Origin of the sequence: Sphingobacterium puteale, from assembly GCF_003627955.1 — a bacterium.
In the GTDB taxonomy this organism is placed as follows: Bacteria; Bacteroidota; Bacteroidia; order Sphingobacteriales; family Sphingobacteriaceae; genus Sphingobacterium; species Sphingobacterium puteale.
The window spans coordinates 1-22212 of record NZ_RBWS01000026.1 but is presented as its reverse complement, the minus strand read 5'-3'; the positions used below and the strand labels follow the sequence as shown (position 1 = coordinate 22212).

The window sequence follows — 22212 nt, the reverse complement described above, 5'->3', positions numbered from 1 at the left end:
TGGGATTATTCCTGCTAAAATAGTGTGGTTTTCAAAAATCATCGGCTTAATATTAAGAGCTTTTACCACAATTTTAATGTCATTGACCATAGAAAGTGATTTCTGATCTAAACAAACTGTTTCTAGCCTTTCATATAAATAAACATCGTCAGATAACAAAAGAAAAAAATGAGTATTTACCAGAATATATCAGCCTCATTGTGAGTGAAGCTGATATATCTATAGATAGAATTTAACACTACAGTCCCAACATGTATTATTGAGGTGATACGCAAACCTATTAGAATGACACCTTGCCATAATTAGCCATAGTCCAATCATCACGCGTCAAACGGCTTATATGTTCCTTACGAACCTCATTCAAAAAGGCGTTATGGCTCCCCTCTTCTGTGTGATGATATCTAAATCCACACTTCTCTTGTGCAATCTGAGATTTGGCATTGCCTTCATAATATCCACTCCAGATATTCACCAATCTTAAATCTTCAAAGCCATGACGCACTACTGCACGGATCGCTTCCGGCATTAAACCTCGTCCCCAGAATGGCACCCCTATCCAGTAGGAAATCTCCCCTTCAGCTTCTGTAATTGGGAAATTGCTGTTCTTCCCCAAAATTAAACCAATCATTCCAATGGCAATATTAACTTCTTTCAGTGCAATCGCAAATACCCCAGCCTGTGCAAATATTGTATTGATTATCTCCCTGCTCTGCTCCACACTCGTATGTGGTGGCCACCCCGCTATTGGTCCTACATTAGCGTCTTTAGCATAATGATATAAATCTGCAGCATCGGTCTCCTTAAATGGTCGCAAAATCAATCTTTCTGTTTCTAAAATCATAATAATCTATTTTTTTATTAGTACGTTGCAAAGATATAGGGACTTTACAGGCTTATATAAACAAAAACTGTGTAAAATGGGTACTTTTGAAAACTATAAAGAAGTATAAACTGCTAAAAAAATATTCACAGTGCTTATCGCAATCCAGCATAATTTATTTGCCAATATGATTAAAGGAAAGGAAATTGTCAGCCTTGGAGAAAGTACCTTGAGAGAAAGTCTCGGTTACCCTTTACCCCTTAGTTACACCAATCTTATCGTTTGCCTTAAAGGCAGTGCCGTGGTGAATGTAGATTTTAAAAACTATCTACTCAAACCCAACGATATCATGGTATTAGCGGAAGACAGTATCACTGTTGTGCAACGCTTATCGAGTGATTTTAGCGCCTTTTACTGTTTTGTAGACAAAGAAATGGCATCGGAGGTCGCCTATGATTTACCAAATGAACTTTTCTTATTTCTGCACCAGTCGCCGTTGTGCCGACCCCAGCCCGAGCAAGCTATTTTACTGAAAATGTGGATAGAACAAATCAAATATATAAAGGCGGCATGTACGGTCCATCATTCCCAAACCTCCCATTCCCCACGCTGGAAATCATACTTTGCGTATTCCCCACCGTCAGTAAATTCTGAAGCGACCATTCCTACTTCGAAAATTGAGTTTTCATTCCAGCTTGCTGTAAAGTAGAGGGCATTTCCTGTTAATAAGACAGTGCCAAAATCACCATCGGAATGGCTAAAATGTAGACCATGATCATCCTCTCCTGTAATCTTGTAGTTGTAGCTTAAAAGTCGCTCTTTAAGCTCTTGAAACTGTTGTCCAGTAAAAGGAACAAGGTTTTCCTCTTTTTCGAAAAAATCCGCATCATGAGCATTTTCCTCCCTTACCTTTGTTTTAGTCCTGTATAGTGAAATATCGTAACTCATCTGTTTTGAAATGTTTTTATTATTCTTTTTCAATTGGCATATTTTGACAAATGCTGACCGAGTCTTGTGGTACTCTATAAGATCCCTTGTAACACCTTAAACCCCAAAATACCATTATTCAATGTTACTCATAGTCTTTCCAGCAACCGAAATATGCACTTTTAATTTGCTTTATATAAATATAGTAAGTGATGATCTTGAATACCAGATAGATTTATGATTCGGGGGGTAGGACTTAATATCTGTCCAAAAGAATCGATTATTTGCAGCATCATTAATTTCAAATTAAGCTTCTTGAATAGACCACACATATAGATTGTAGAAATCTATCGCAACTTGAGGCGAACTTCAATCAATCGATGAGGTTGCGCCTAGAAGTAGGACAAACATCAGCGGTAGAGTTCTTCTCGTAATTCCACCAAAAGTTTTGTCAGCATAGCCTGATCCGGTGCCGCTGGAAGCGTGCTCGATAAAGAAAGATCCTGTATCTCTTTAAAAAGCTGTTGGGAGCGCAGAAAAAGTTCCTCATAACTGTATGTTCCACTTTTAATGAGCAGGAGCTCTTCCCTATTTGGTCGATGTACATGCAATTCACCATTGTACAAGATCTCTTTTGCCTGTTCCAACAAGCGGATCGTGTGCATCATGTTTTTGGCATCATACCCCTGACCATGGTCCACTGTGCCCTGAAAACGAACCTCATTGCGTTTGGCCACCCAAGTAAAGTACTCATTGTAAGTCTTACAATAGGAAGAATAGGCTTCATGGTTAACAAAGAGATATGCACTGGACGTTTGGTCCTTTGCAATCGAGCTACAGGAGACCTCATCACTTTCTGCGGATGAGATAATACCTTTGTATCTGAACTTTCCTGTCAAATCATAAAATAATGCATACATACCTTTGGTATGATCTATCTTTGCCAAACCACAATTTTCCTGTTTCCATTGGCGATTGACCAACCATTGTTTCAACTGTTGACTACCATTCCCTTCAATTACAAAACAGAAATCAAGCAAGCTTTTACGTTCCTTGTCCATGGGGTTGTTAATTTTCTTGTTCAATCCTTTCGCCTTATGTACCTGAACCATTGCGTATTGGGCAAAAGTAGTCACCGCCTCTCGAGTCATAAATTCCTGAATCTTAAACCGTTCAAAGATCGGATCTTTGTATAAGACACAGTCATCGGCACTAGCCAGAAGTTCCAATATATTGGGATTGCTTTTGGAAAGGAGTTCCACAAAACGCCCCAATTCATAATAAACCTCATCATTACTCGAATTGGCAAGTTGAGCAATATATTTATTTCCAAAAAAATAATTGCGCGGTAAATAAAAGACACCCTTGATATCTGTATCCGAAGTAGCGGTCGCCAGTCCATAAGCCCGACTTCCGACCACTGCCTCAAACAGGATTAGTCCATTATCCCGAAGTTCATGTATATTCATTTCAGTATAGTTTTAAAGTAATCTTCAAGCCCCTCCTTATGGAGCTTAACCATTGGAAGATCATGCACCTCATATTCCAAATGATTAAATCTTTCTTCCAGATAATCTTTTATTATTGCGGGACAACTAAAGTTGAAACCTTCGTCTACCTCACTCTTCAGTTGTACTAATTTCGCGACTTCGGTTCGTATACCCTCTGGCATTAATCCAGATAAATCGGCTAAAGCCATTGGTGCATAAGAACGGTGGGTGATGCACCACTCTACTGCCAGCAAAGATCTCAAGATATAAAACAGGGTCTTGAGTCGTATAGTCTCACCGCAGAGATCGCTGATCTTACTGCGAACTATTCCCAGATAATGATGCGCTTGTCTGCGCGCACTAAAATAGTCTTCGATCAATGGCAGAAAACCTTCTTTGAATCCGGAAGTTTCATGATATACAATTGGCGACTGTATCCATTCGAATGGGCTAACATTGCTTTTGTACAACAACGTCAGTACTTTAATTAGATCCCAACCGGATATATCCAGTTCTCCAGTTATCGGATAGCGCAATTCTGTTTCTAACGGAAAAACGCTGGAATAATCTGAAGGTTTCCTTATGTAGAAAAACCGAACATCATAATCACTATCTGTTGAAGGGAATCCCCAACCACGACTACCCGATTCACAGGCAAACAGTATGCTTATGCCTTCTATTTCCGCTATCTCATGAAGCCTATTTTTTATCTTTGTTTCCATGTTTGATACTTTTATTTGTTTTTCCTTTTTTCTTGTCACAAATATCAAACTGGGATACTGTAGCCTTTTTGCGTATTCAAAAAAATAGATAAAAATTTTTACATCTAACTTATTTACAGCTAGATACTTTTACATAAAAAAAACACGTTACCTAAGCTATTCCTAAAGTACGCAGGTAGAATACGTAGTAATGTTGAAAAGAAATATTAGATCATACATTCGCTGACTTTCTTTCCAACGGTATGACGATTTTTATCTATATAATCTAAAAGGAATCGAGGGATCTTACAATCTTTATCCAGCACATCAAATTGTATTTTTAAACATTGGAACAAATAAAATTTTCTATTCTCCAATAGATAGAGAAATGCTACATCCCCAACTTTTAAGTGTCCCTTTTTCTTCGAACAAACCAAGACCCCAAGATCAGCTGTAGAAGCAATACTTTCAGTAATAAGTCGTAAGGTATTTTTATTTTTCAGATAGTTATAATAATTGGAATCTTTAATAAGAGAATTGCTTTTTTTATTCCACTTGAGCGCGATATTATCAGCAATTTTCACCAATACCGTATCAGAGATGAGCTTATTAGCGTCTGTTGTCCCATTCAGATCCTGCTTCGCATAGACATAATTTACGCGAACATCTTTCTTAAAAGAATTAAAAAACAGTAGTGAGCATACAATATATAATAACTTTTTTTCCATCGCGTGATATCTCTTAGTACAATACAGATCTTATTGTTTGACTTGATTTTTTTTGATCACCCATTTTTTTGATCACGAACAACGCTTTTTATATAACTCATTTTCAGCTAAATTACATGGTAGTACCTACAAAAATCAGAGGTTCACCTAGCGTAAATCTGCAAATAAAATAAAAACTATTTTGTACAGATCGATAGCTGCCATAACACGATTGATATCCGCCCCGATTGAGTAAATTTATGTAAGATGCTACTTCCCGAAATCACGATGACAGGCAGCTTACCGTGTTTATCTGAGGCCCAAAGATCTCGAAATGCGTGGTTCCTCATTATGAATTTGGTATGCATTTCCAGCATATATTCCGAAAACAATGGGCAAGTCCCCTTTTATTTAACTTGTATAACGATATCTTAAATAATTTTGGTAAATTAAGCAAAAGAAGGCTCAGTCAAGAAAATGTCTACATTGAAATTTATAAATCACTGGGCATCGTAACCAATTGCTGCTTTCCACAAAGAACAATACAGAAACCAACTCAATAATTGAGAAACGGAGGGAAATTAATGAATATAAAAATTATTGGGTCAGGCAGCTATCTTCCAGACAATAAAATCAATAACGCGAATTTTGAAGATCGTATTTTTTTGGACGAGGCTGGTGAGCCTATCAAATACCCTGAATCCATTATCGGTAAGTTTAAAGATATTACTGGCATTGAGGAACGTCGTTATGCAAATAATGATCAGGTGGCTTCTGATCTAGCGTCTATTGCCGCAGAGCGGGCAATCGTTAACGCTGACATTGATCAAGAGACACTTGATTATATTATCGTCGCACATAACTATGGCGACGTACCCTATGGAAAAGTTCAATCGGATACTGTTCCCAGTCTGGCAACACGAGTCAAGAAAAAATTACGTATACGAAATCCACATTGTATCGCCTATGATCTTTTATTCGGCTGTCCGGGCTGGAATGAAGGCGTGATACAAGCTAATGCGTTTATCAAATCAGGCATGGCTAAACGCTGTATGGTTATCGGTACCGAGACTCTTTCCCGTGTCGTAGATCCATACGATCGTGATTCAATGATCTATGCTGATGGTGCTGGCGCAGTTATCTTAGAAGCGACAACAGAGGAGGCAGGATTACTATCTTTTGAAAGTGCAACTTATGCATTTGATGAGGCCGACTATCTTTATTTTGGAGGCTCCTTTAACAGCCAACATGAAGAAGGCACCCGTTACATTAAGATGAAGGGACGAAAGATATATGAATTCGCCCTGAGTAAGGTTCCTTTAGCCATGCAAGTCTGCATAGAGAAAGCTAATCTCGATATTAATGCCATAAAAAAGATATTAATTCATCAGGCCAATGAGAAAATGGATGAGGCTATTATTTCGCGATTCTATGGATTATATCATATGCAGCCGCCAGAGGATATCATGCCGATGTCTATTCATAAATTTGGGAACAGCAGTGTTGCAACTATTCCAACACTCTATGATTTAATTAGGCAGGGAAAAATTGAAGGACATTCATTCAATAAAAATGATATCATCTTATTTGCCTCTGTAGGTGCAGGAATGAATATCAATGCATTCACCTATAGACTTTAGCAATTCGTCAACATGTCTAGTCAATTTACTTTCAATGAGCGGAAACAAAACAAGCTCAATCTTATGAAAGGAGTTTTTTAACAAATAAGAGTTGTTTTAAATTTTATACTAAAAGAGCGAGCAAAAGCGTGGTCTAATACTCCAGTCTTTATACTCGCTCCAAATTAATAATCTACCATTATTAAATTAAGCTAACTTCTACAATTGCTTATTTCTTTTTTTTACGAAAGACATTATCTGTTAGATCTTTTGAAATCGAGTCTTTTTCTTTTTGATATGACGACTGTGTTTTCTCTTTCGTACTTTTTTCCTTTTTTTGATCTTTACTCATGACTTATAATATTTACATTGTGAGGGTGTTTCCCATAACCATGGGTACATGAATTGTGGGGATTAAACTTGAGTGTGGTTGGTTCTAAACAGAAAATTTCACGATGATATAATTGGAGAAATTTAAAGATAAAACGAGAAGCTTTTATCATGTTTGGTTTGTCGAATGGGTTATATGAATAACAAACCTTATTCCTAAAGATACAAATAATAACTGATATCCCATCAATCCCAAAGGTTTATTAACAATAGCATAGCTTTATCAGCTCATCTCCTATCCAGAAAATAGCAAGGTATCCGATTTTTGTGTGGTTTATCGCTTGCGGAACTTGTCTTTGATCATTTTGTTACCTTCCTATAAACAGTAATAATGGTATTTATTTCAGTAATTCATATAACTTTATATACTAGCGTATTTCGCAATTTAGAAAAATATATAATTTCAATAAGATCCTGAAGAAAAGAATGTGTTAAACTTTAGGTAATATCCTGAAGGGGAAGCATTCACTCAGAAGAAACGGGTTAATTGTGTCGATCGTGTTAGTATATTGGTAGCGCACTCACAGGGGGGCGGCCTGGGATGGTCTACGGCAATTAAAAACAGCGGAGTTAAAGCGGTTGCCGCCTTTGAACCGTATAGCAGCTTCATGTTTCCGAAAGGCGAACTGCCACAACCAATCCAATCCACAGGACTTTTTGGTGAGCTCAAAGCTGTTGAAATTCCATTCGCAGATTTCGAAAAACTCACCAAAATTCCTATCGTGATTTATTACGGAGATAATATTGCCAAACAGCCCACCAAAGTAAGGAATATGGATCACTGGCGTTCGGGATTAGAAATGGCCAGAATATGGGCGGCAACAATCAATAAACATGGGGGTGACGCCACTGTCGTCCATCTTCCCGAGGCCGGTATTCATGGAAATACACACTTCCCCTTTTCTGACCTGAATAATATTGAAGTCGCCAACCACCTATCAAAATGGCTGAAAGAAAAAAGGTTGAGCTCAACTGATTAAATTTAAAATTCGACCAACAGCATAGGTTAGCAAAACTATAGGATAATTTTTCTGAGAGTCAAATTACTTGCCCTAGGGCAAGTATTTCAAAGTGAATTTCTTGTAGTTTTATATCATAAATCTGCATTTCTATGCCTGTTGTTTTTTCCGTATCCACTTTAGCATGCCTCATTTTATTTGGACTCGCTTCCCCCAATAAAATGGTGGTGATTCCTATTGTGATATGGGCATTTGCACTCTCAGCGGTATCATCCCTTAATATTTTTCTGATTTTCCCACCTACTTTTGTACTTGTCTTGGTGAGCGCGCTCTTACTGAGTATAAGTTACTATAGATTATCAAAAAATTTAAGCTTGAACGCTTATTATCTGCTTGGTATCCATATCATCAGACTCCCGATTGAATTCATTATTTTTCAACTTTTTAAGCATAAAATGCTGCCTATAGAAATGACATTTTTGGGTTGGAACTATGATCTATTTTTCGGCATTACTGCCGTTCTATTTTTAATCTTTAGTAGCTTCAATCCAAAAATACTAACATCTGTATTTTTCAAAGCCTGGAATATTTTGGGCATCTGTTCACTGCTGATTGTCGTGGTCATTGGTATATTATCATCGCCATTACCTTTACAGTCAATGGCATTTGATCAACCTAATATTGCTGTACTACAGTTTCCTTATGTCTTGCTTCCAACAATCATAGTCCCTATTGTTATATTATCACACTTTCATCTGATGGGAAACAGTGCTATTGCTGAACAGCAAGAATAAACTGATGCTAACAACATAGCCTGAAATCAGCATTTTATCGCTTTTGCTGCACATTGAACACGGTACCAGCAGGGTCGGTAATCCAATGCATATTTTCCGGAAGTTCCTCAATTTCGTCACAGGTTTCCACCCCACTTGACAATAGATAATCGGTCGCTTCAGCAACATTCGGAACAGTTAGCTGCAACCAAGTTTCGGAATGGGTGTAGTTATCCACACAATCCAGCCAAATAATATTGTGCCCAAACTTCACCTCATGTGTCCTGGAGACTGTTGGATTATCGATCGGCTTCTCCTCGACATCCAATTTCAGAATATCCCTGTAAAAAGCTACCGTCTTTTCATATTTATTTTTGGGAATTTTTATGGCAATATTAATCCCAGCTTCAAATTTTGTGTTCATATTTACTATTTTTAACAAGAATACAAGATAAATAAATTATTTAGTCAAGACGCTTGCCCTATGGCAAGATTTGGTTCAGACAAACAAGCTTTTATATGATCCCACAGTTATACAGTTTCTTAAAAATCATCTTTATATTTCTTCTTTTTGATATTTTGATATATTTAAGGTTATGCAGACTGGCAGTATGGAAATCACAACCATTAACCGCAAATGTAATCTGGTGGTTATTGAGTATTTTCTCTTATGCCTGCATGTTCCTGAACTTATTTTTCGAGTGGAACAATTTTATCGCAGCTTGTTTCATGTTCTTCCCCATTTCATTATTGCTTGCAAAGGCAGTCCTTCTTTTCTCCATCAGCGTGGATATACTTTCGGCATTTTTTAGAAATATAGGCAGACGACTTACAAACAATAATACAATACCAGATGCAAATAATAAGACCATAGGAAGATCTGATTTCATTATCAAAAGTGGTCTTTTGTTGAGTAGTATCCCTTTAGTCGCTTTAACCCGTGGTTTTATATCCAATCTCTATGATTACCAAATCAAACAGGTCAATTTGATTTTACCCGATCTTCCAAAGTCTTTCGAGGGCAAGATCATCGCTCAGATTTCTGACATACACGCGGGCAGTCTTTATAATTTAAATGCCGTAAAAAAGGGTATAAGCCTATTGCTTTCACAAAAGCCAGATATCATTTTCTTCACAGGAGATCTGGTGAATGACTTTGCCGATGAGATGGATGACTACCTCTCCATATTTGGTAAACTAACGGCTCCCTTGGGTGTATTTTCTATTTTGGGAAATCACGACTATGGGGAATATCATTTTAATAGGTTCCATTTCAACCATGAGCGTAAGTTGACCAAACAGCAGAACCTGAGCAATGTAAAAGATATCCATCGCAAACTTGGCTGGCAGCTGCTATTAAACGAGTCGAAGGAGATTGTCGTAAATAATGAAAAAATCACGCTTGTAGGTGTAGAGAACTGGGGGGTGAACAACCCGCACAATTATGGCGATCTCGATCTGGCCATGTCCAAGGTTGATCCTTCTTCACCTATCACCTTCCTCCTTTCACATGACCCGTCACATTGGAGGGCTGAGGTATTACCAAAATATCCGATGATCGATGTCACCTTTAGTGGACACACACATGGTGGTCAATTCGGCTTTAGCAATCCAGATTATCAATGGAGCCCAATTAAATATGCCTATCGTGAATGGGCCGGTCTGTATCAGGAAAAACATCAATCACTTTATGTGAATGTAGGTTTCGGCTACCTGGATTACCCCAGTCGAGTGGGAATATTACCTGAGATCACGATATTCCATTTAAAAAGTAAGGTTTAATACGATGTCATGGACTACTATATTAAACCTTACGGAAATAAACAGACGTTTTTTCAAAAAACGGCTTAAAACCTTGAAATTAGGGAATCAATTCCCTACAAACGATCTTTAGACAAAAAATCTATGGTCGCAGATGGTATGCTTTGGGCTGAACAAAAGCGCGGATTCCTTGCGCAGACAGGGTTGATCCCAGCCCTGAGTTTTTCCGTCCAGACCAAGGGACGTTGGGACTTACCCGATCACAGCAATTCCAATACACTGTTCCGGTGTTCATTTTTTCCAGTATTGCCATTGCCCTATCCTGATCAGCTGAAAATACGGCTGCAGTCAGGCCATATGTGGTATCCTGCATTAGATGGATCGCCTCATCATCTGAAGTCACCTTTTGGATGCCGATCAACGGGCCGAAACTCTCCTCCTTCATCAATTCCATGTCGTGATTGCAATGCTCAAATACTGTAGGCGCATAATAATAACCTGTATCTTCCAGTGTATGCCCCCCCAGGCGCAAGGTTGCTCCCTTTACAAGCGCATCTTTTACTTGAGCATCAAGCACAGTGAGTTGAGCGGCTCTGGTTAGCGGTCCGATAAATACATCCGGCATCATCGGATCACCAATCTTATAAGAGGCTACTTCCTCGACAAAAGCTTCAACAAACTGATCGTATATTTTGTCCGATACATAAATACGCTCCACAGCACAACAACTTTGTCCATTGTTGTAAAATGCACCTTCTGCTGCTGAAATGGCGGCTTTCTTAATATCTACGATATCATCAGCAACATAAAGCGGATCCTTCCCGCCTAGTTCCAATTGGACGGGAACTAATTTATGCGCTACTGTGGTCGCAATATGGAGACCAGTCTTATATGACCCTGTAAAAAAATAGCCATCCAGAGGTAGCTCCAATAATTGCTGGCCAATCTCGGCATCTCCGACAACACATTTGAATACATCTTGGGGAATACCCGCTTGATACAGATATTTCTCAAACTGTATACCTGTACCAGTAGCAAACTCCGATGGCTTATAAAGCACGGCATTGCCAGCTACAAGTGCATACAGAAATACATTAAACCCAACATTATAAGGGAAATTCCATGCGGAAATATTGGCAATCAGCCCCAGTGGTTCATACACAATCTTTTCGTGGGTTGCCCCAGTTGTTGTAATAAGTTCCTCAGAAAGCCATTTGCTCGCATTTGTCCGAAGATGTTCGATACGGTTCTGCGCCCCTACAATTTCGTTTAGCGACTGGGTAATAGGTTTTCCCGTTTCCTTAGTAAGGATTTCGGCAAGTTCTTGTTTATTGGCCAGAATTAACTGTCCAAACGCAATTATGCGATCTAAACGTTGTTGTAATGGCACTTTTGCCCAAGAAAGTTGTCCTTTTTTTAAAAGAGCGACCGCTGTATCTAATTCGGATGCTGTGATAACAGGGATCACAGCATCTACCTCCCCCGTAGCGGGGTTTCTAATTTCTATATTGTTTTGCATGTTCTAGAAAAACATTAAAAATCAATTCTTCATCCAACAGTTCTCCGGCTTGCGTAGCAGAAAACTCCGGATGCCACTGTACACCCATCACTTTACCTGGAGCCGCTTTGGTGTATCCAAATGCCTCGATAAAACCATCATCCGAATGAGCGTATACTTCCAAATCTTGTCCAAGCTGTTTGACCGCCTGATGATGTACGGTGTTTACCTTAGGATTAGCGATATGCCCATACAAATCCCCAAGCAAGGTTCCAGACACAAAGTTTATGGGATGATTAATCGTATCGTATAATTCTGCCGACCGATGGACTCCTGCACCAGGTATCTGTGAAGGGATATCCTGATAAAGTAAACCTCCAAAATAAACATTCATCAATTGGAATCCCCGGCAGATACCCAATATGGGCTTCTCCTTCCTGATCGCATAATCCAATATCTTTAGTTCATACTGATCTCGGTAAGCGTCTCCTCTCCATTTCCCTATAGGATCCTCACCATATTGCTCCGGAGCAATATCGCTCCCCCCTTGGAGGATGATACCATCCATCTGATCAATAATATCCGTCAACAGCTCCCCCTCTAAATCGGGAAGCAGCACCGGAAGTACGCCTTTTTTCCCTATCCAACGGGCCATATCATTTTCCATATAGCTCAGTGATTTAGGACCAAAGACTGTACGCTCCTTGTCAGGATAAAAAAAGCAGGCGCTTATACCTATTTTAATCATACTATTTTTTTATTAGAATGCTGTTTCATAAATAGCAAGGAAATCTTCCGTCGTCACCGGCTTCGGATTTGAAGGATGACAGAAATCCGCGTATGCAAGTTCCGACAATGGTGCAAGATGTTGCTTTTGCACACCGATGGATGATAAATGGGTAGGTAAATCCAGGCGCGTATTCAGTGCAAATAAATAGTCTACGACTTTATCGCCAGCGTTATTGCCAATACCGAGCGCTACTGCCATTTTATCAAAACGATCTTCGAATCCCGCATAGTTAAATTGCATACCGTAGGGTAGATTAATGGCATTCGCAAGTCCATGATGAGTGTCTAACAACGAGGAAAGAGGATGTGCCAGACTATGGACAATACCCAGCCCCTTTTGAAAAGCCACTGCCCCCATGAGTGAGGCCAAAAGCATCTTCGAACGAGACTGTAAATCAGATTCCTTGGTTGCCTTTTCAATAGCTGTTGCCACCATCGCCATTCCCTCTAACGCTATACCATCACACATCGGATGATATCCTTTTGCTAAATAAGCTTCCATATTGTGTGTGAGCGCATCCATTCCTGTAGCTGCTGTGACGAATGCCGGAAGATCCATCGTGAGGAGCGGATCCGCAAAGACTATTTTCGCCATCAACCTAGGGCTGAACAAAATACGTTTCTTTTTGGTTTCGTCTTCGGAAATAATAGCGCTACGACCGACTTCACTTCCAGTGCCTGCTGTAGTGGGTACAGTGATCAGATGTGGAATCTCATTGGTTACATAAATATCTCCACCGATAAGATCGTCATAGTCAAAGAGATCACGATGATGATGTGCACGCAGTGCTATTGCCCGCGCAACATCAAGTGCGGCTCCACCTCCAACACCGATGATGGAATCCCTATTGTTCCCCCGATAGACATCTCCACCTTGCAGCACATCGGATTTAACCGGATTTTTGTGCAAATCATGAAACACAATCACGTCTATTCCTCTGCCCGTCAATTTACGCTGGATTTCCTTAAAAAAAGGAAGTTCGGCAATAGTTGGATCCGTTACCAATAAAGGGCGGTTAAGACCATTGCGCAATAGGTAATCCGGTAATTCATTGATCGCTCCTGCACCAAAACGAATCGGTGTCGGAAAATTAAAACCATAAATTTTGTCTGTATCCATCTTGCAGTTAAATAATTTCAAAATATCTTTTTGTTTCCCAATCTGTTACTTGTTCTGAAAACTGCCGCCATTCCCATAACCTGGATTTACAGAAGTGGTCAACAAACTTTTCACCGAACAATTCTGATGCTATTTCAGACTGCGCCATCCGGTTCGTAGCTTCATAGAGATTTCTTGGCAAAACGCCATGTTGCAAATCTTTATAACCATTACCGACAGTATACGGATTGTCTAAGGATAGTTTATGCTTGATACCGTAAAGTCCACTCGCTAGGCAGGCCGCAATGGCGAGGTATGGATTAACATCCGAACCAACCACCCGATGTTCAATACGTGTAGCCTTTGGTCCACCATCGATGACCCGCAGGGCCGTAGTCCTATTGTCTATCCCCCAGGTTAAAGTCGTAGGGGCCCAAGCGCCCTCCGTGAGTCTTTTATAGCTGTTAACAGTTGGTGCAAATAAGGGTAGAATATCCCGCAGACAATACAGTTGTCCAGCAAGAAATTGCTTCATCAGTTCACTCATGCCTAACTGATCGTCGGCATCATAAAATAGATTTTTTTCTTTTTTTAGGTCCCAGAGGCTCTGATGTACGTGACCGCTACAGCCCGGTAGTTCTTTCGTCTGCTTGGCCATAAAGCTAGCGACAATACTATGTTTTTTACCGATCTCCTTTACTGCTGACTTAAAGAGTGTAGCCCTATCTGCAGCTTCAAGCGCATTACTGCATTGAATCGCCGCCTCCATTACGCCAGGTCCAGTCTCAGTATGCAAACCTTCCAAGGGAATACCAAACTGTTCGAGCATCGCAAGAAGATCACGAAAGAACCCGTAATTATCAGACATCCGCAAGATGGAATAACCGAACATTCCTGAGGTAATCGGTGTCATTTCTTTAAAGCTGTTCTGCGATGCATTGATATCACCTTTAATAAAATTGAACCATTCAAATTCCTGTGCAAAAATGGGTTTGTAGCCAGCCTGTTCAGACTGTGCTATGATATTTTTTAACAGCGCCCTCGGGCACACATTTTGATCTGTAGCATGTGACGATTCAAAGTCAGCCAGAAAAAATGGGACATCCTCCTGCCAGGGTATCTTTCGGAAGGTATTTCCATCTATACGGGCAGGAAAATCTCCATAACCGGTATGCCAGCCTGTAATTTCCACATTGTCATAAACTTGGTCATTGACATCCCATCCAAACACGACGGAACAAAAACCGAATTCATTGTCCAATGAAGAGATAAACTTATCACGGTGCATAAATTTGCCTCGCAATACGCCATCAATATCTGCTACGGCGACTTTGACGTGCGTACTCGTACTTGCCTTTAATTTGGAAATAATTTCTTTTTTGTCGATCATGATTTGATGGTTTTATCCTTGTCAAGGAAGATTAAGAAATAGAGATATGATAAGATGACAAGCCCAAAGAATAGTAAGGCTGTCAATGGGTTGTAGTAAATCATAGCAACCAGGCAGATCAGGGCGATGATCAGCGCAAGCATAGGAAATAAAGGATACAAAGGAACTTTAAATGGGCGCTCCAATGCAGGTTCTTTCTTGCGTAAGGCGAAAAAAGACCACATGGAAATAATATAGAGACTGATTGCACCAAAACAGGCAATGGTAATGATCCCAGCCGTCTTCCCCGTCAGTAGCGCGACTATACCAACAGCCATATTGACCAATAGCGCATTAGCTGGTGTTTTAAAGCGTGAATGAACTTTTCCTAAGATAGACGGTGCATATCCTACCCGCCCGAATTCAAAAGTGGCGCGCCCTCCGGCCAAAATAATACCATGGAACGACGCAATAAGACCCAACAACCCTACCCCGATAAGTAATTTGTATAGAATATGGGAGCTATCAATGACGTTGGCAATAGCAAGAGGTAAAGGAGAATCCGAGGCCTCGGTACTTCCTGGTGGATAGACAACGGCTTCCCAACCAGCGACACCAACCGCTGATAAAAATGTAATGATACACAACACGACCAAAGTAACGATAGCTGATCCAAAACCGATCAATACATTTTTCTGTGGATTGATGGTTTCCTCAGCCACATTGGCGACCCCTTCAATGGCTAGAAAAAACCAGATGGCAAATGGAATGGATGCAAAAATGCCTGAATACCCATTGGGAAGTGCATTTTGTTGAAGATTAGAAAATTCAAATGCTGGCAGCGTCACACCGGCGAATATCAATAATTCAATAACCGCAAGGACTGTCACAACCAATTCAAACGAAGCAGCGAGTTTCACACCTAAAATATTCATTGCTGTAAAAATCAGATAGGCTCCGATCGCAAAAGTAAGATAGCCTACCCCAGGATGAAGCAAATGAAGGTAAGCACCTATCGCCGCTGCAATGGCCGGCGGTGCAAAAACGAATTCTATATTTTGAGCAATCCCTGCAACAAACCCTAATTGTTTTCCCAGTCCCCTATTGGCATATTCAAAAGCCCCTCCAGCTTTCGGTATGGCACAAGCCATTTCTGTATAACTGAAGGTAAAGGTGAGGTACATAATTATGACGAATATAGTAGCAATGGCTAACCCTAAGGTCCCTCCTTCTGCCAGACCAAGGTTCCATCCAAAATACATTCCTGAAATTACATACCCTACCCCCAATCCCCACAACATGACGGGGCCAAGGACTTTCTTTAATTGGGGATCACTCATATTTCTTTTTCTAGGTTGGTAATTGATATTAAGTAATATGAATTTACTACTTTAAATTAAATTATAGTGTTAAATACCTGCAATTAAACTTATTTTAGTAAAATTATATTGAAATATTATTATTTTTAGATTTACTATTCCAACGACAGGCTTATACCTCTTTGTTTTTAGATTTAAATTACTACACAATGAAATTAGATGAAAAAGATCTTATGATCTTGGACCTTTTGCAACAGGATGCCAACATGAGTAACAAGGAAATTTCCGATCGAGTCAACTTATCCATGACTCCTGTATACGAACGGATTAAGAAGTTGACGGCTACAGCTGTGCTCAAACAAAAGGTATATTTGCTGGATCGAAGAAAACTGGACCTGAACCTGATGGTTCTTGTATCGATCAGTATGGAAAAGCATTCAAACGAAAGTGCTTTGCTATTTATGGAAGAAATACAGAAATTTCCGGAAGTGGTCGAATGCTTCCATGTGACAGGAGCTTTTGATTATCAGCTCAAGGTTATGGTCAGAGATGTCGACCATTATCATGAATTTAACTTCAATAAGCTTGCAACGATTAAAGGAATCAGACATATGGAAAGCTATTTTGTCATGAAAGAAATTGTCAACGCGACACGACTTCCACTTTTCCTTTAACGATCTTCATCTGGCAAACTAAAATGTGATTGCAAATTTTCAGACGGAGATCTGCGTTTATTTTAAGCATGCACTAGCCCCTGCTGCTTTAGTTTTCCACTCCTTGTACTTTTCCCGCATACAATGACCACATGGTCTATATCCATGGCTGACAGCATCAGCCTCATCCCGAAAGAAAACACGATGTTCGACTTTCATCCGTTTACCCGTGGCACAGTTTAGACGACCGTAAATCTTAGCCTTTTTATATCCGCCCAAGGTAATTTCCCCCTTTCGAATGCAGGAACTTAAGGACTTCGTTCTTTCAGCCGCTGTCCCTCCCAAATCCATATGTCTGATCATATTTCGTTTTTAATTTTTGTTCTATTGTATACATACCTATAATTTAAATGGGCTATTTTTTACCTGCAAGAATCTCCTATCCTAGCTAAGACCATCATGGAATATAATCCCAAGGCTATGCCGGTGACCCTTGTGCAATGGACTAACACCATGCTTCATATGGACCCGATAATAGCCTTTGGAGCCTTTCGCTGCGCGAAAATTAGTCGTAAAGATGATCATATCGCCGCGCTTGGGTTTTAAGACATTAACCTTAGACTGCGCCCTTGGTATCTGTTCCGTGATAACAAACTCACCACCGGTATAATCCTGATCCACCTGATCCAACAGCAATACGATTTGCATGGGAAAGTAAATTTCACCGTATAGATCCTGGTGTAACGTATTAAATCCGCCTGTATTATACTTTAAAATAAGGACGGTAGGTTCCACCTGTCCATGCTGCTGACAAAGTTCTCGCATGGCAGCATGCGAAGCCGGAAATCTTCGGTCCATATTAAGCTCCTCCATCCATTGATTGGCGACTGGTGCAATCAATGCGTATACTTTTTCCCTTATTGTCGTAATCAGCTCGGGCAAGGGATATTGAAAGTATTTATATTCCCCCAAACCAAAGCGATAACGCTCCATTACAATAGTTTTTCGATACCTATTGTCAACACCGTAAGCTGCAACCAGCTCATCGCATTCGACTTGATTTAATAGATCAGGTACAATCACAAAGCCCTTATCATGCAATTCCCTGGTGATGACTGTCCAATCCCTGACCAGCAATTTCGATACTATATTTTCCATGACGATAATTTTCAACAGCTCAAAATTAGGCCTATCAATCAAGGTAAAAAATCCGAAACCTGCTGTTTTTCCTTTTTTGGAGATATATCATCAATCTTGACAAAATGCCCAACAAATTATCATTTTTATCGGGCACCATTTTTTGCTAAAACGATCGATAGGTTAAATGGAAAGAGCCAGGTGGAATACCTAGCTCTAGTACAAAAAACTTAATTTTGTTAATCCGTCTAACTTTTGAGCTTCACTTCAATAGTGGACGATTCCTATTTTTTTATGTTGTTGACACTATTTATTTAATGAAGCCATATCAATGACAAACCGGTATTTTACATCACTGTCCAATACACGTTGGTAAGCCTCATTCACATAATCGATGTCAATCAATTCGGTTTCTGGAAGGATATTATGTTCAGCACAAAAATCAAGCATATCCTGTGTTTCCTGTATACCACCAATGCTTGAAGCCGTCAAAATTTTATTTCCTCCCATAATCGAGCGTCCGTTAATTTCCATTGGCGCTGCTGGGATACCAACACAGATGTATACACCTTTGGTTTTTAGCAATGCCAAATAGAGATTATAATCATGAGGCGCCGATACGGTGTCTATGATAAAATCAAAATAGGCTGAAAACTCCTTCAACTCCGAAGACTCATGTGTATTTAAAAACTTCTGGGCACCCAAAAGCGCCGCATCTGCTTTTTTACGGGGCGAATGGCTTATCATCGTAACTTCAGCTCCCATGGCGACAGCGATCTTTACTGCCATGTGGCCTAAACCACCTAACCCTAGCACGCCAACTTTATGCCCCTTGCTAATATTCCATCGTTTCAAGGGCGAGTAAGTGGTGATCCCCGCACAAAGTAAAGGAGCCACCTTTTTGATATCAAGCGATTGCGGCACATGCAAGACGAAGTCCGCATCAGCCACAATATTATCGCTATACCCACCATAGGTGCAAGAGTGGTCGTGCATCACATCCCTGCTATTATAAGTCCACACCGTTTTCTTCTCCGAACAAAACTGTTGCTGATCCGATTTACAATTATCGCACTCACCACAGGATGCCACCATACAACCAACACCGGCTAGATCACCTTTTTTAAACTTGGTCACCGCACTGCCTACCGCACTGATGCGGCCAACGATCTCATGCCCCGGAACAATTGGATATTGTGTCCCACCCCACTCATCATGCACCTGATGAATATCTGAATGGCAAATACCACTATACAAGATATCGATTAGCACATCATTTGAACCAAGTTCTCTTCTTTCAAATTCCCAATATTCAAGCGGGGAATTGCCATCCTTCGCCGCGTAACCTTTCGATTTAATCATTCTTTTGTTTTTTATAAAATACCAATTGGATCCAAATTATCAATAAATAAGATCCATTTACCACGTTGTGCGAAGTTAATGGGGATTTGCCCGAAAAAAAGAATCTTTCAGACATTATTGACATTGAACAAACAATGAAAATCGCAAAATGTTCTTGGTCAACCGCTCTGAAAAGTCAATTTGATCCCTTTCAAATTTTAATCCCTTTCAAAATCAATCTCATAACCCCTGATCATCTTCATGAGCTTTCTTTAGAAGCACCAATCTAGCATTCTCTAAATACTGGACAGGTAATATACCTCTTGCATTTAATTGATTATTTCTCCATTACCCTTCGCCAGACGTTCACGGAACCGCTGAAGTTCTTCGGGGATCGGTCTGACCCAGTCGCTTACTTCACCGATGATTTTCAATGCCATTGTGGAGCGATAGGAACGCGTCGGGTTACCTGGAATTTTTTATCGGTTAGATTTGGATCATTTTCATAGCTTCCCATTGGTTCAATAATATAAACACGTTCGCGACCATCACCCCTTGCCAAAGCCGCCGCGAGTCCAGCTCCGTTAACTAATGCAGTGAAATAAATATGATTCATGGTAAGTTCAGATTGATAGTTGGAATTACCTCCCGCTGTTAATAACGCACCCACTGGTAACTCAGCTTTTGTACCATGATAAAAAGGACCGGTATCTGATGGTTTTTCACCCAAGACCGCAGCCAGATCAGCATATCGATGAGACTTATCGCTATCCCCTAGCGCTTCATAGCATTTGGCCAGGTTCAAATAAAGATTTGGCAAAGCACTCTTAACCGTATCATCATTTAGTTTTAATGCATGGCTCAAGGCGGCCTCCAACCATGTCAATCTGTCGGAAATAGCCTCTTGATTCCTGGCGATATAATAAGCCGCAAGAAAGTGTTCGTGATCGTCTGTGGCTTCGTTCCAAGCTTGCATAAATAAGTTAAGGGCTTCTTCAGTATGCTTGGCCTCTTCCATGCTCATACCCTGAATACAAAGTTTAACAACGTTGTTGAAAGGTGAAAATTCCATATGCGTATCTTTTTTTACATTGCCGAATGTACCGTTGGCACAGGGAGATTTAAAATCCACATGCACCGGTATCTGCAGGATTAAAGTTCTACATATTTTTATACATTTCCGTATGTTGTTCGTAAATCGTATTGCATCGACCTTCGTACAATTCGTAATTATTCCTAAAAACAACAGATTGACCTAAAGGTTTTACCCCCTTATATTGTCGCAATTGCACCTCATCCGTGCTTCTAAACTTCGCTAAATTTGAATTGATAATCAAACACTTGAAACAATGAGAAAGATCCGAATTTTCGAACACATCTCCCTTGATGGCATCATCGAACACGATGGAGATTACGCCTATGGCGCATGGACAACTGCCTATAGAAGTCCCGCAGGAGCGGAAATGCTCTTTCAGGCATATGGCTCAGACTTCGACCTTCTTTTAGGTCGTCAGACTTATGATATCTTTAGTGGCTTCTGGCCCAATGCGGGAGATTTCCCTATGGCCAATGCCATAAATGCTGCAACAAAATATGTCGCAACACACCGTCCCGACAGTCTAACCTGGGGGCCAGTAAAAAATTTGGAAGAAGACATTCTCGCCGCGATTCATGCCCTCAAGTCAATGGATGGTCCCGATCTGATTGTTGTAGGTAGCTCTACACTGACCTCGCTATTACTTGAGCAGGGTCTCGTCGACGAAGTGGTACTCATTGCCTACCCCGTTTTGCTGGGACATGGCAAGCGCCTACTCTCAGATAAGGTGTACGCCCAGGAACTTGCCTTCCTCGACTCAAAGGCAACCCCGACTGGCATATTCATCAATAGCAATAAATATATTGGATCGCTTAAAAGATAATATTCCTACAATGGATAAGCTCCCCTCTTAGCCAACTTTATACGGGTTAGGAGCTAATATTTCCTAATTTTACAGAATAAATCATGTCATAAAAATCTACCCTCTTTTTTCAGGAATGGTTACAATCATTGATTTAAAACTATCATTTATATAATCATTACCTTACTCATTTGAATATGCCTACTTTCTTGTATATTTGATTTTAAACAAATCATCTCTATGAAAAGAACCTTATTATTCATTGCTATTATTTGCAGTACTTCCTTTGCTTTTGCGCAAAAAACAACCTATAAAGTCAGTACACAATCATCAATAATCAAATGGGATGCGAAGAAAGTCGTCGGTGGTCATGTTGGTACCATTGCCTTGAAAGACGGAACGATCCAAACAGATAAAGGTAAAATTACCGGTGGTGGATTTACCATTGATATGAATTCGATGGCATGTACTGATGCGCCAAAACTAACTGGCCATCTTAAAAATGAAGATTTCTTTGATGTACCGAAGTATCCAACAGCAAAATTCATTATCAGCAAAGTGGATAACAGCAAGGCTACTCCAGTAATCACAGGGAATCTTACCATTAAAAACAAAACGAAAACGATATCTTTTCCCGCAAAGGTAACCAGCACCACTGACGGACTTTCGGCCGAAGCATTAGGTGTAAAGGTAAATCGATTGGATTTTGATATCCAATATCGTTCGGCCAGCTTTTTCTCTGACCTCGGGAATCGGGCGATTGAGGACGAATTTACATTGGACATTCAGATCAAAGCCGCAAAATAGCTATGATAACAAACAATGATGTAGCAAAAAAACTGCGACATCATTGTTTGTCTAAAGCGGGATATTCAGAAAAACCCCAACTATTTGATAAATAAATAGTTGGGGTTTTATTATCTTCGTGTATTCCCCCGAATAATAAGGTTAGCGGCCAAAAT

21 protein-coding genes and 1 pseudogene are annotated in these 22212 nt (G+C 40.1%); 7 read left to right on the top strand and 15 right to left on the bottom strand.

The window, feature by feature from the left end:
- Window positions 1–280: 280 nt before the first annotated feature.
- The 5 genes from D7322_RS25330 to D7322_RS25310 form a co-directional block, all read right to left on the bottom strand.
- Window positions 281–841 (bottom strand): GNAT family N-acetyltransferase, encoded by a 561-nt coding sequence (locus tag D7322_RS25330; protein ID WP_121126976.1) that lies wholly within the window; start codon window positions 839–841, stop codon window positions 281–283.
- Window positions 842–1402: 561 nt separating this feature from the next.
- A complete protein-coding gene (locus D7322_RS25325; RefSeq protein ID WP_121127065.1) occupies window positions 1403–1768 on the bottom strand; it encodes a hypothetical protein in 366 nt (121 codons plus the stop codon).
- Between the two features lie 389 nt (window positions 1769–2157).
- Window positions 2158–3216, bottom strand: coding sequence for a DNA polymerase beta superfamily protein (locus D7322_RS25320; RefSeq protein ID WP_121126975.1), 1059 nt, complete (start codon window positions 3214–3216; stop codon window positions 2158–2160).
- The gene (locus D7322_RS25315; protein ID WP_147430545.1) at window positions 3213–3959 is read right to left on the bottom strand and encodes a nucleotidyltransferase domain-containing protein; all 747 of its coding nucleotides are present in this window, start codon (window positions 3957–3959) and stop codon (window positions 3213–3215) included. The genes D7322_RS25320 and D7322_RS25315 overlap by 4 nt, the downstream gene beginning before the upstream one ends.
- Before the next feature lie 206 nt (window positions 3960–4165).
- On the bottom strand, window positions 4166–4666 hold the full coding sequence (locus D7322_RS25310) for a hypothetical protein (RefSeq protein WP_121126973.1): 501 nt from the start codon (window positions 4664–4666) through the stop codon (window positions 4166–4168).
- A gap of 563 nt (window positions 4667–5229) precedes the next feature.
- Here D7322_RS25310 and D7322_RS25305 point away from each other — a divergent pair.
- The 3 genes from D7322_RS25305 (at window position 5230) to D7322_RS25295 (ending at window position 8407) form a co-directional block, all read left to right on the top strand.
- On the top strand, window positions 5230–6285 hold the full coding sequence (locus D7322_RS25305) for a 3-oxoacyl-ACP synthase III family protein (RefSeq protein WP_121126972.1): 1056 nt from the start codon (window positions 5230–5232) through the stop codon (window positions 6283–6285).
- 878 nt (window positions 6286–7163) lie between these two features.
- A complete protein-coding gene (locus D7322_RS25300; protein WP_245971465.1) occupies window positions 7164–7634 on the top strand; it encodes an alpha/beta hydrolase family protein in 471 nt (156 codons plus the stop codon).
- 131 nt (window positions 7635–7765) lie between these two features.
- Window positions 7766–8407 carry a hypothetical protein gene (locus D7322_RS25295; protein WP_147430544.1) on the top strand — a complete coding sequence of 214 codons (642 nt, stop codon included), beginning with the start codon at window positions 7766–7768 and terminating at the stop codon, window positions 8405–8407.
- A 34-nt stretch (window positions 8408–8441) separates the two neighbouring features.
- Here the strand turns inward: D7322_RS25295 and D7322_RS25290 are convergent, their stop codons facing one another.
- Window positions 8442–8810, bottom strand: a complete 369-nt coding sequence (locus tag D7322_RS25290; RefSeq protein ID WP_121126970.1) for a VOC family protein — start codon at window positions 8808–8810, stop codon at window positions 8442–8444.
- Between the two features lie 95 nt (window positions 8811–8905).
- Between D7322_RS25290 and D7322_RS25285 the strand changes: the two genes are divergently transcribed.
- Window positions 8906–10168 carry a metallophosphoesterase gene (locus tag D7322_RS25285; RefSeq protein ID WP_121126969.1) on the top strand — a complete coding sequence of 421 codons (1263 nt, stop codon included), beginning with the start codon at window positions 8906–8908 and terminating at the stop codon, window positions 10166–10168.
- Window positions 10169–10289: 121 nt separating this feature from the next.
- Here the strand turns inward: D7322_RS25285 and D7322_RS25280 are convergent, their stop codons facing one another.
- Genes D7322_RS25280 through eat form a run of 5 tightly spaced genes read right to left on the bottom strand, consistent with a single transcriptional unit; the run spans window position 10290 to window position 16242 of the window.
- The gene (locus D7322_RS25280) at window positions 10290–11666 is read right to left on the bottom strand and encodes an aldehyde dehydrogenase family protein (protein WP_121126968.1); all 1377 of its coding nucleotides are present in this window, start codon (window positions 11664–11666) and stop codon (window positions 10290–10292) included.
- Window positions 11644–12393, bottom strand: coding sequence for a gamma-glutamyl-gamma-aminobutyrate hydrolase family protein (locus D7322_RS25275; protein WP_121126967.1), 750 nt, complete (start codon window positions 12391–12393; stop codon window positions 11644–11646). The genes D7322_RS25280 and D7322_RS25275 overlap by 23 nt, the downstream gene beginning before the upstream one ends.
- Window positions 12394–12405: 12 nt before the next feature.
- Entirely contained in the window at window positions 12406–13554 is a 1149-nt protein-coding gene (locus D7322_RS25270) for an iron-containing alcohol dehydrogenase (protein WP_121126966.1), read from the bottom strand.
- Between the two features lie 7 nt (window positions 13555–13561).
- Window positions 13562–14923, bottom strand: a complete 1362-nt coding sequence (locus tag D7322_RS25265; protein ID WP_220700173.1) for a glutamine synthetase family protein — start codon at window positions 14921–14923, stop codon at window positions 13562–13564.
- A complete protein-coding gene (gene eat / locus D7322_RS25260; RefSeq protein WP_121126965.1) occupies window positions 14920–16242 on the bottom strand; it encodes an ethanolamine permease in 1323 nt (440 codons plus the stop codon). Before eat ends, D7322_RS25265 begins: the two co-directional genes overlap by 4 nt.
- A gap of 188 nt (window positions 16243–16430) precedes the next feature.
- On the opposite strand from eat, the gene D7322_RS25255 reads away from it, so the two are divergent.
- Complete coding sequence (locus D7322_RS25255; RefSeq protein WP_120257026.1) at window positions 16431–16895, top strand: Lrp/AsnC family transcriptional regulator; 465 nt, start codon at window positions 16431–16433, stop codon at window positions 16893–16895.
- Between the two features lie 57 nt (window positions 16896–16952).
- On the opposite strand, the gene D7322_RS25250 is transcribed toward D7322_RS25255, so the two are convergent.
- From D7322_RS25250 to arr, 4 genes and pseudogenes are all read right to left on the bottom strand, one after another.
- Window positions 16953–17237, bottom strand: a complete 285-nt coding sequence (locus tag D7322_RS25250) for an Ada metal-binding domain-containing protein (RefSeq protein ID WP_121126964.1) — start codon at window positions 17235–17237, stop codon at window positions 16953–16955.
- Window positions 17238–17318: 81 nt separating this feature from the next.
- The gene (locus D7322_RS25245; RefSeq protein WP_121126963.1) at window positions 17319–18032 is read right to left on the bottom strand and encodes a 2OG-Fe(II) oxygenase; all 714 of its coding nucleotides are present in this window, start codon (window positions 18030–18032) and stop codon (window positions 17319–17321) included.
- A 285-nt stretch (window positions 18033–18317) separates the two neighbouring features.
- Window positions 18318–19373: an NAD(P)-dependent alcohol dehydrogenase gene (locus tag D7322_RS25240; RefSeq protein ID WP_121126962.1), complete on the bottom strand. Its 1056-nt coding sequence runs from the start codon at window positions 19371–19373 to the stop codon at window positions 18318–18320.
- A gap of 308 nt (window positions 19374–19681) precedes the next feature.
- Window positions 19682–20094, bottom strand: a pseudogene (arr, locus tag D7322_RS29325) (NAD(+)--rifampin ADP-ribosyltransferase).
- 607 nt (window positions 20095–20701) lie between these two features.
- On the opposite strand from arr, the gene D7322_RS25230 reads away from it, so the two are divergent.
- Together D7322_RS25230 and D7322_RS25225 are read left to right on the top strand one after the other, a co-directional pair.
- Window positions 20702–21271: a dihydrofolate reductase family protein gene (locus tag D7322_RS25230; RefSeq protein WP_121126961.1), complete on the top strand. Its 570-nt coding sequence runs from the start codon at window positions 20702–20704 to the stop codon at window positions 21269–21271.
- Between the two features lie 219 nt (window positions 21272–21490).
- Entirely contained in the window at window positions 21491–22057 is a 567-nt protein-coding gene (locus D7322_RS25225) for a YceI family protein (RefSeq protein WP_121126960.1), read from the top strand.
- Window positions 22058–22212 lie beyond the last annotated feature (155 nt).

Bases quoted from the DNA above. Each gene is read 5' to 3' on its own strand.
- D7322_RS25290 (WP_121126970.1), bottom strand. From the start codon at position 8,810: ATGAACACAAAATTTGAAGCTGGGATTAATATTGCCATAAAAATTCCC.
- D7322_RS25280 (WP_121126968.1), bottom strand. From the start codon at position 11,666: ATGCAAAACAATATAGAAATTAGAAACCCCGCTACGGGGGAGGTAGAT.
- D7322_RS25325 (WP_121127065.1), bottom strand. From the start codon at position 1,768: ATGAGTTACGATATTTCACTATACAGGACTAAAACAAAGGTAAGGGAG.
- D7322_RS25250 (WP_121126964.1), bottom strand. From the start codon at position 17,237: ATGATCAGACATATGGATTTGGGAGGGACAGCGGCTGAAAGAACGAAG.
- D7322_RS25265 (WP_220700173.1), bottom strand. From the start codon at position 14,923: ATGATCGACAAAAAAGAAATTATTTCCAAATTAAAGGCAAGTACGAGT.
- D7322_RS25255 (WP_120257026.1), top strand. From the start codon at position 16,431: ATGAAATTAGATGAAAAAGATCTTATGATCTTGGACCTTTTGCAACAG.
- eat (WP_121126965.1), bottom strand. From the start codon at position 16,242: ATGAGTGATCCCCAATTAAAGAAAGTCCTTGGCCCCGTCATGTTGTGG.
- D7322_RS25245 (WP_121126963.1), bottom strand. From the start codon at position 18,032: ATGGAAAATATAGTATCGAAATTGCTGGTCAGGGATTGGACAGTCATC.
- D7322_RS25230 (WP_121126961.1), top strand. From the start codon at position 20,702: ATGAGAAAGATCCGAATTTTCGAACACATCTCCCTTGATGGCATCATC.
- D7322_RS25320 (WP_121126975.1), bottom strand. From the start codon at position 3,216: ATGAATATACATGAACTTCGGGATAATGGACTAATCCTGTTTGAGGCA.
- D7322_RS25315 (WP_147430545.1), bottom strand. From the start codon at position 3,959: ATGGAAACAAAGATAAAAAATAGGCTTCATGAGATAGCGGAAATAGAA.
- D7322_RS25285 (WP_121126969.1), top strand. From the start codon at position 8,906: ATGATCCCACAGTTATACAGTTTCTTAAAAATCATCTTTATATTTCTT.
- D7322_RS25240 (WP_121126962.1), bottom strand. From the start codon at position 19,373: ATGATTAAATCGAAAGGTTACGCGGCGAAGGATGGCAATTCCCCGCTT.
- D7322_RS25305 (WP_121126972.1), top strand. From the start codon at position 5,230: ATGAATATAAAAATTATTGGGTCAGGCAGCTATCTTCCAGACAATAAA.
- D7322_RS25275 (WP_121126967.1), bottom strand. From the start codon at position 12,393: ATGATTAAAATAGGTATAAGCGCCTGCTTTTTTTATCCTGACAAGGAG.
- D7322_RS25270 (WP_121126966.1), bottom strand. From the start codon at position 13,554: ATGGATACAGACAAAATTTATGGTTTTAATTTTCCGACACCGATTCGT.
- D7322_RS25295 (WP_147430544.1), top strand. From the start codon at position 7,766: ATGCCTGTTGTTTTTTCCGTATCCACTTTAGCATGCCTCATTTTATTT.
- D7322_RS25225 (WP_121126960.1), top strand. From the start codon at position 21,491: ATGAAAAGAACCTTATTATTCATTGCTATTATTTGCAGTACTTCCTTT.
- D7322_RS25310 (WP_121126973.1), bottom strand. From the start codon at position 4,666: ATGGAAAAAAAGTTATTATATATTGTATGCTCACTACTGTTTTTTAAT.
- D7322_RS25330 (WP_121126976.1), bottom strand. From the start codon at position 841: ATGATTTTAGAAACAGAAAGATTGATTTTGCGACCATTTAAGGAGACC.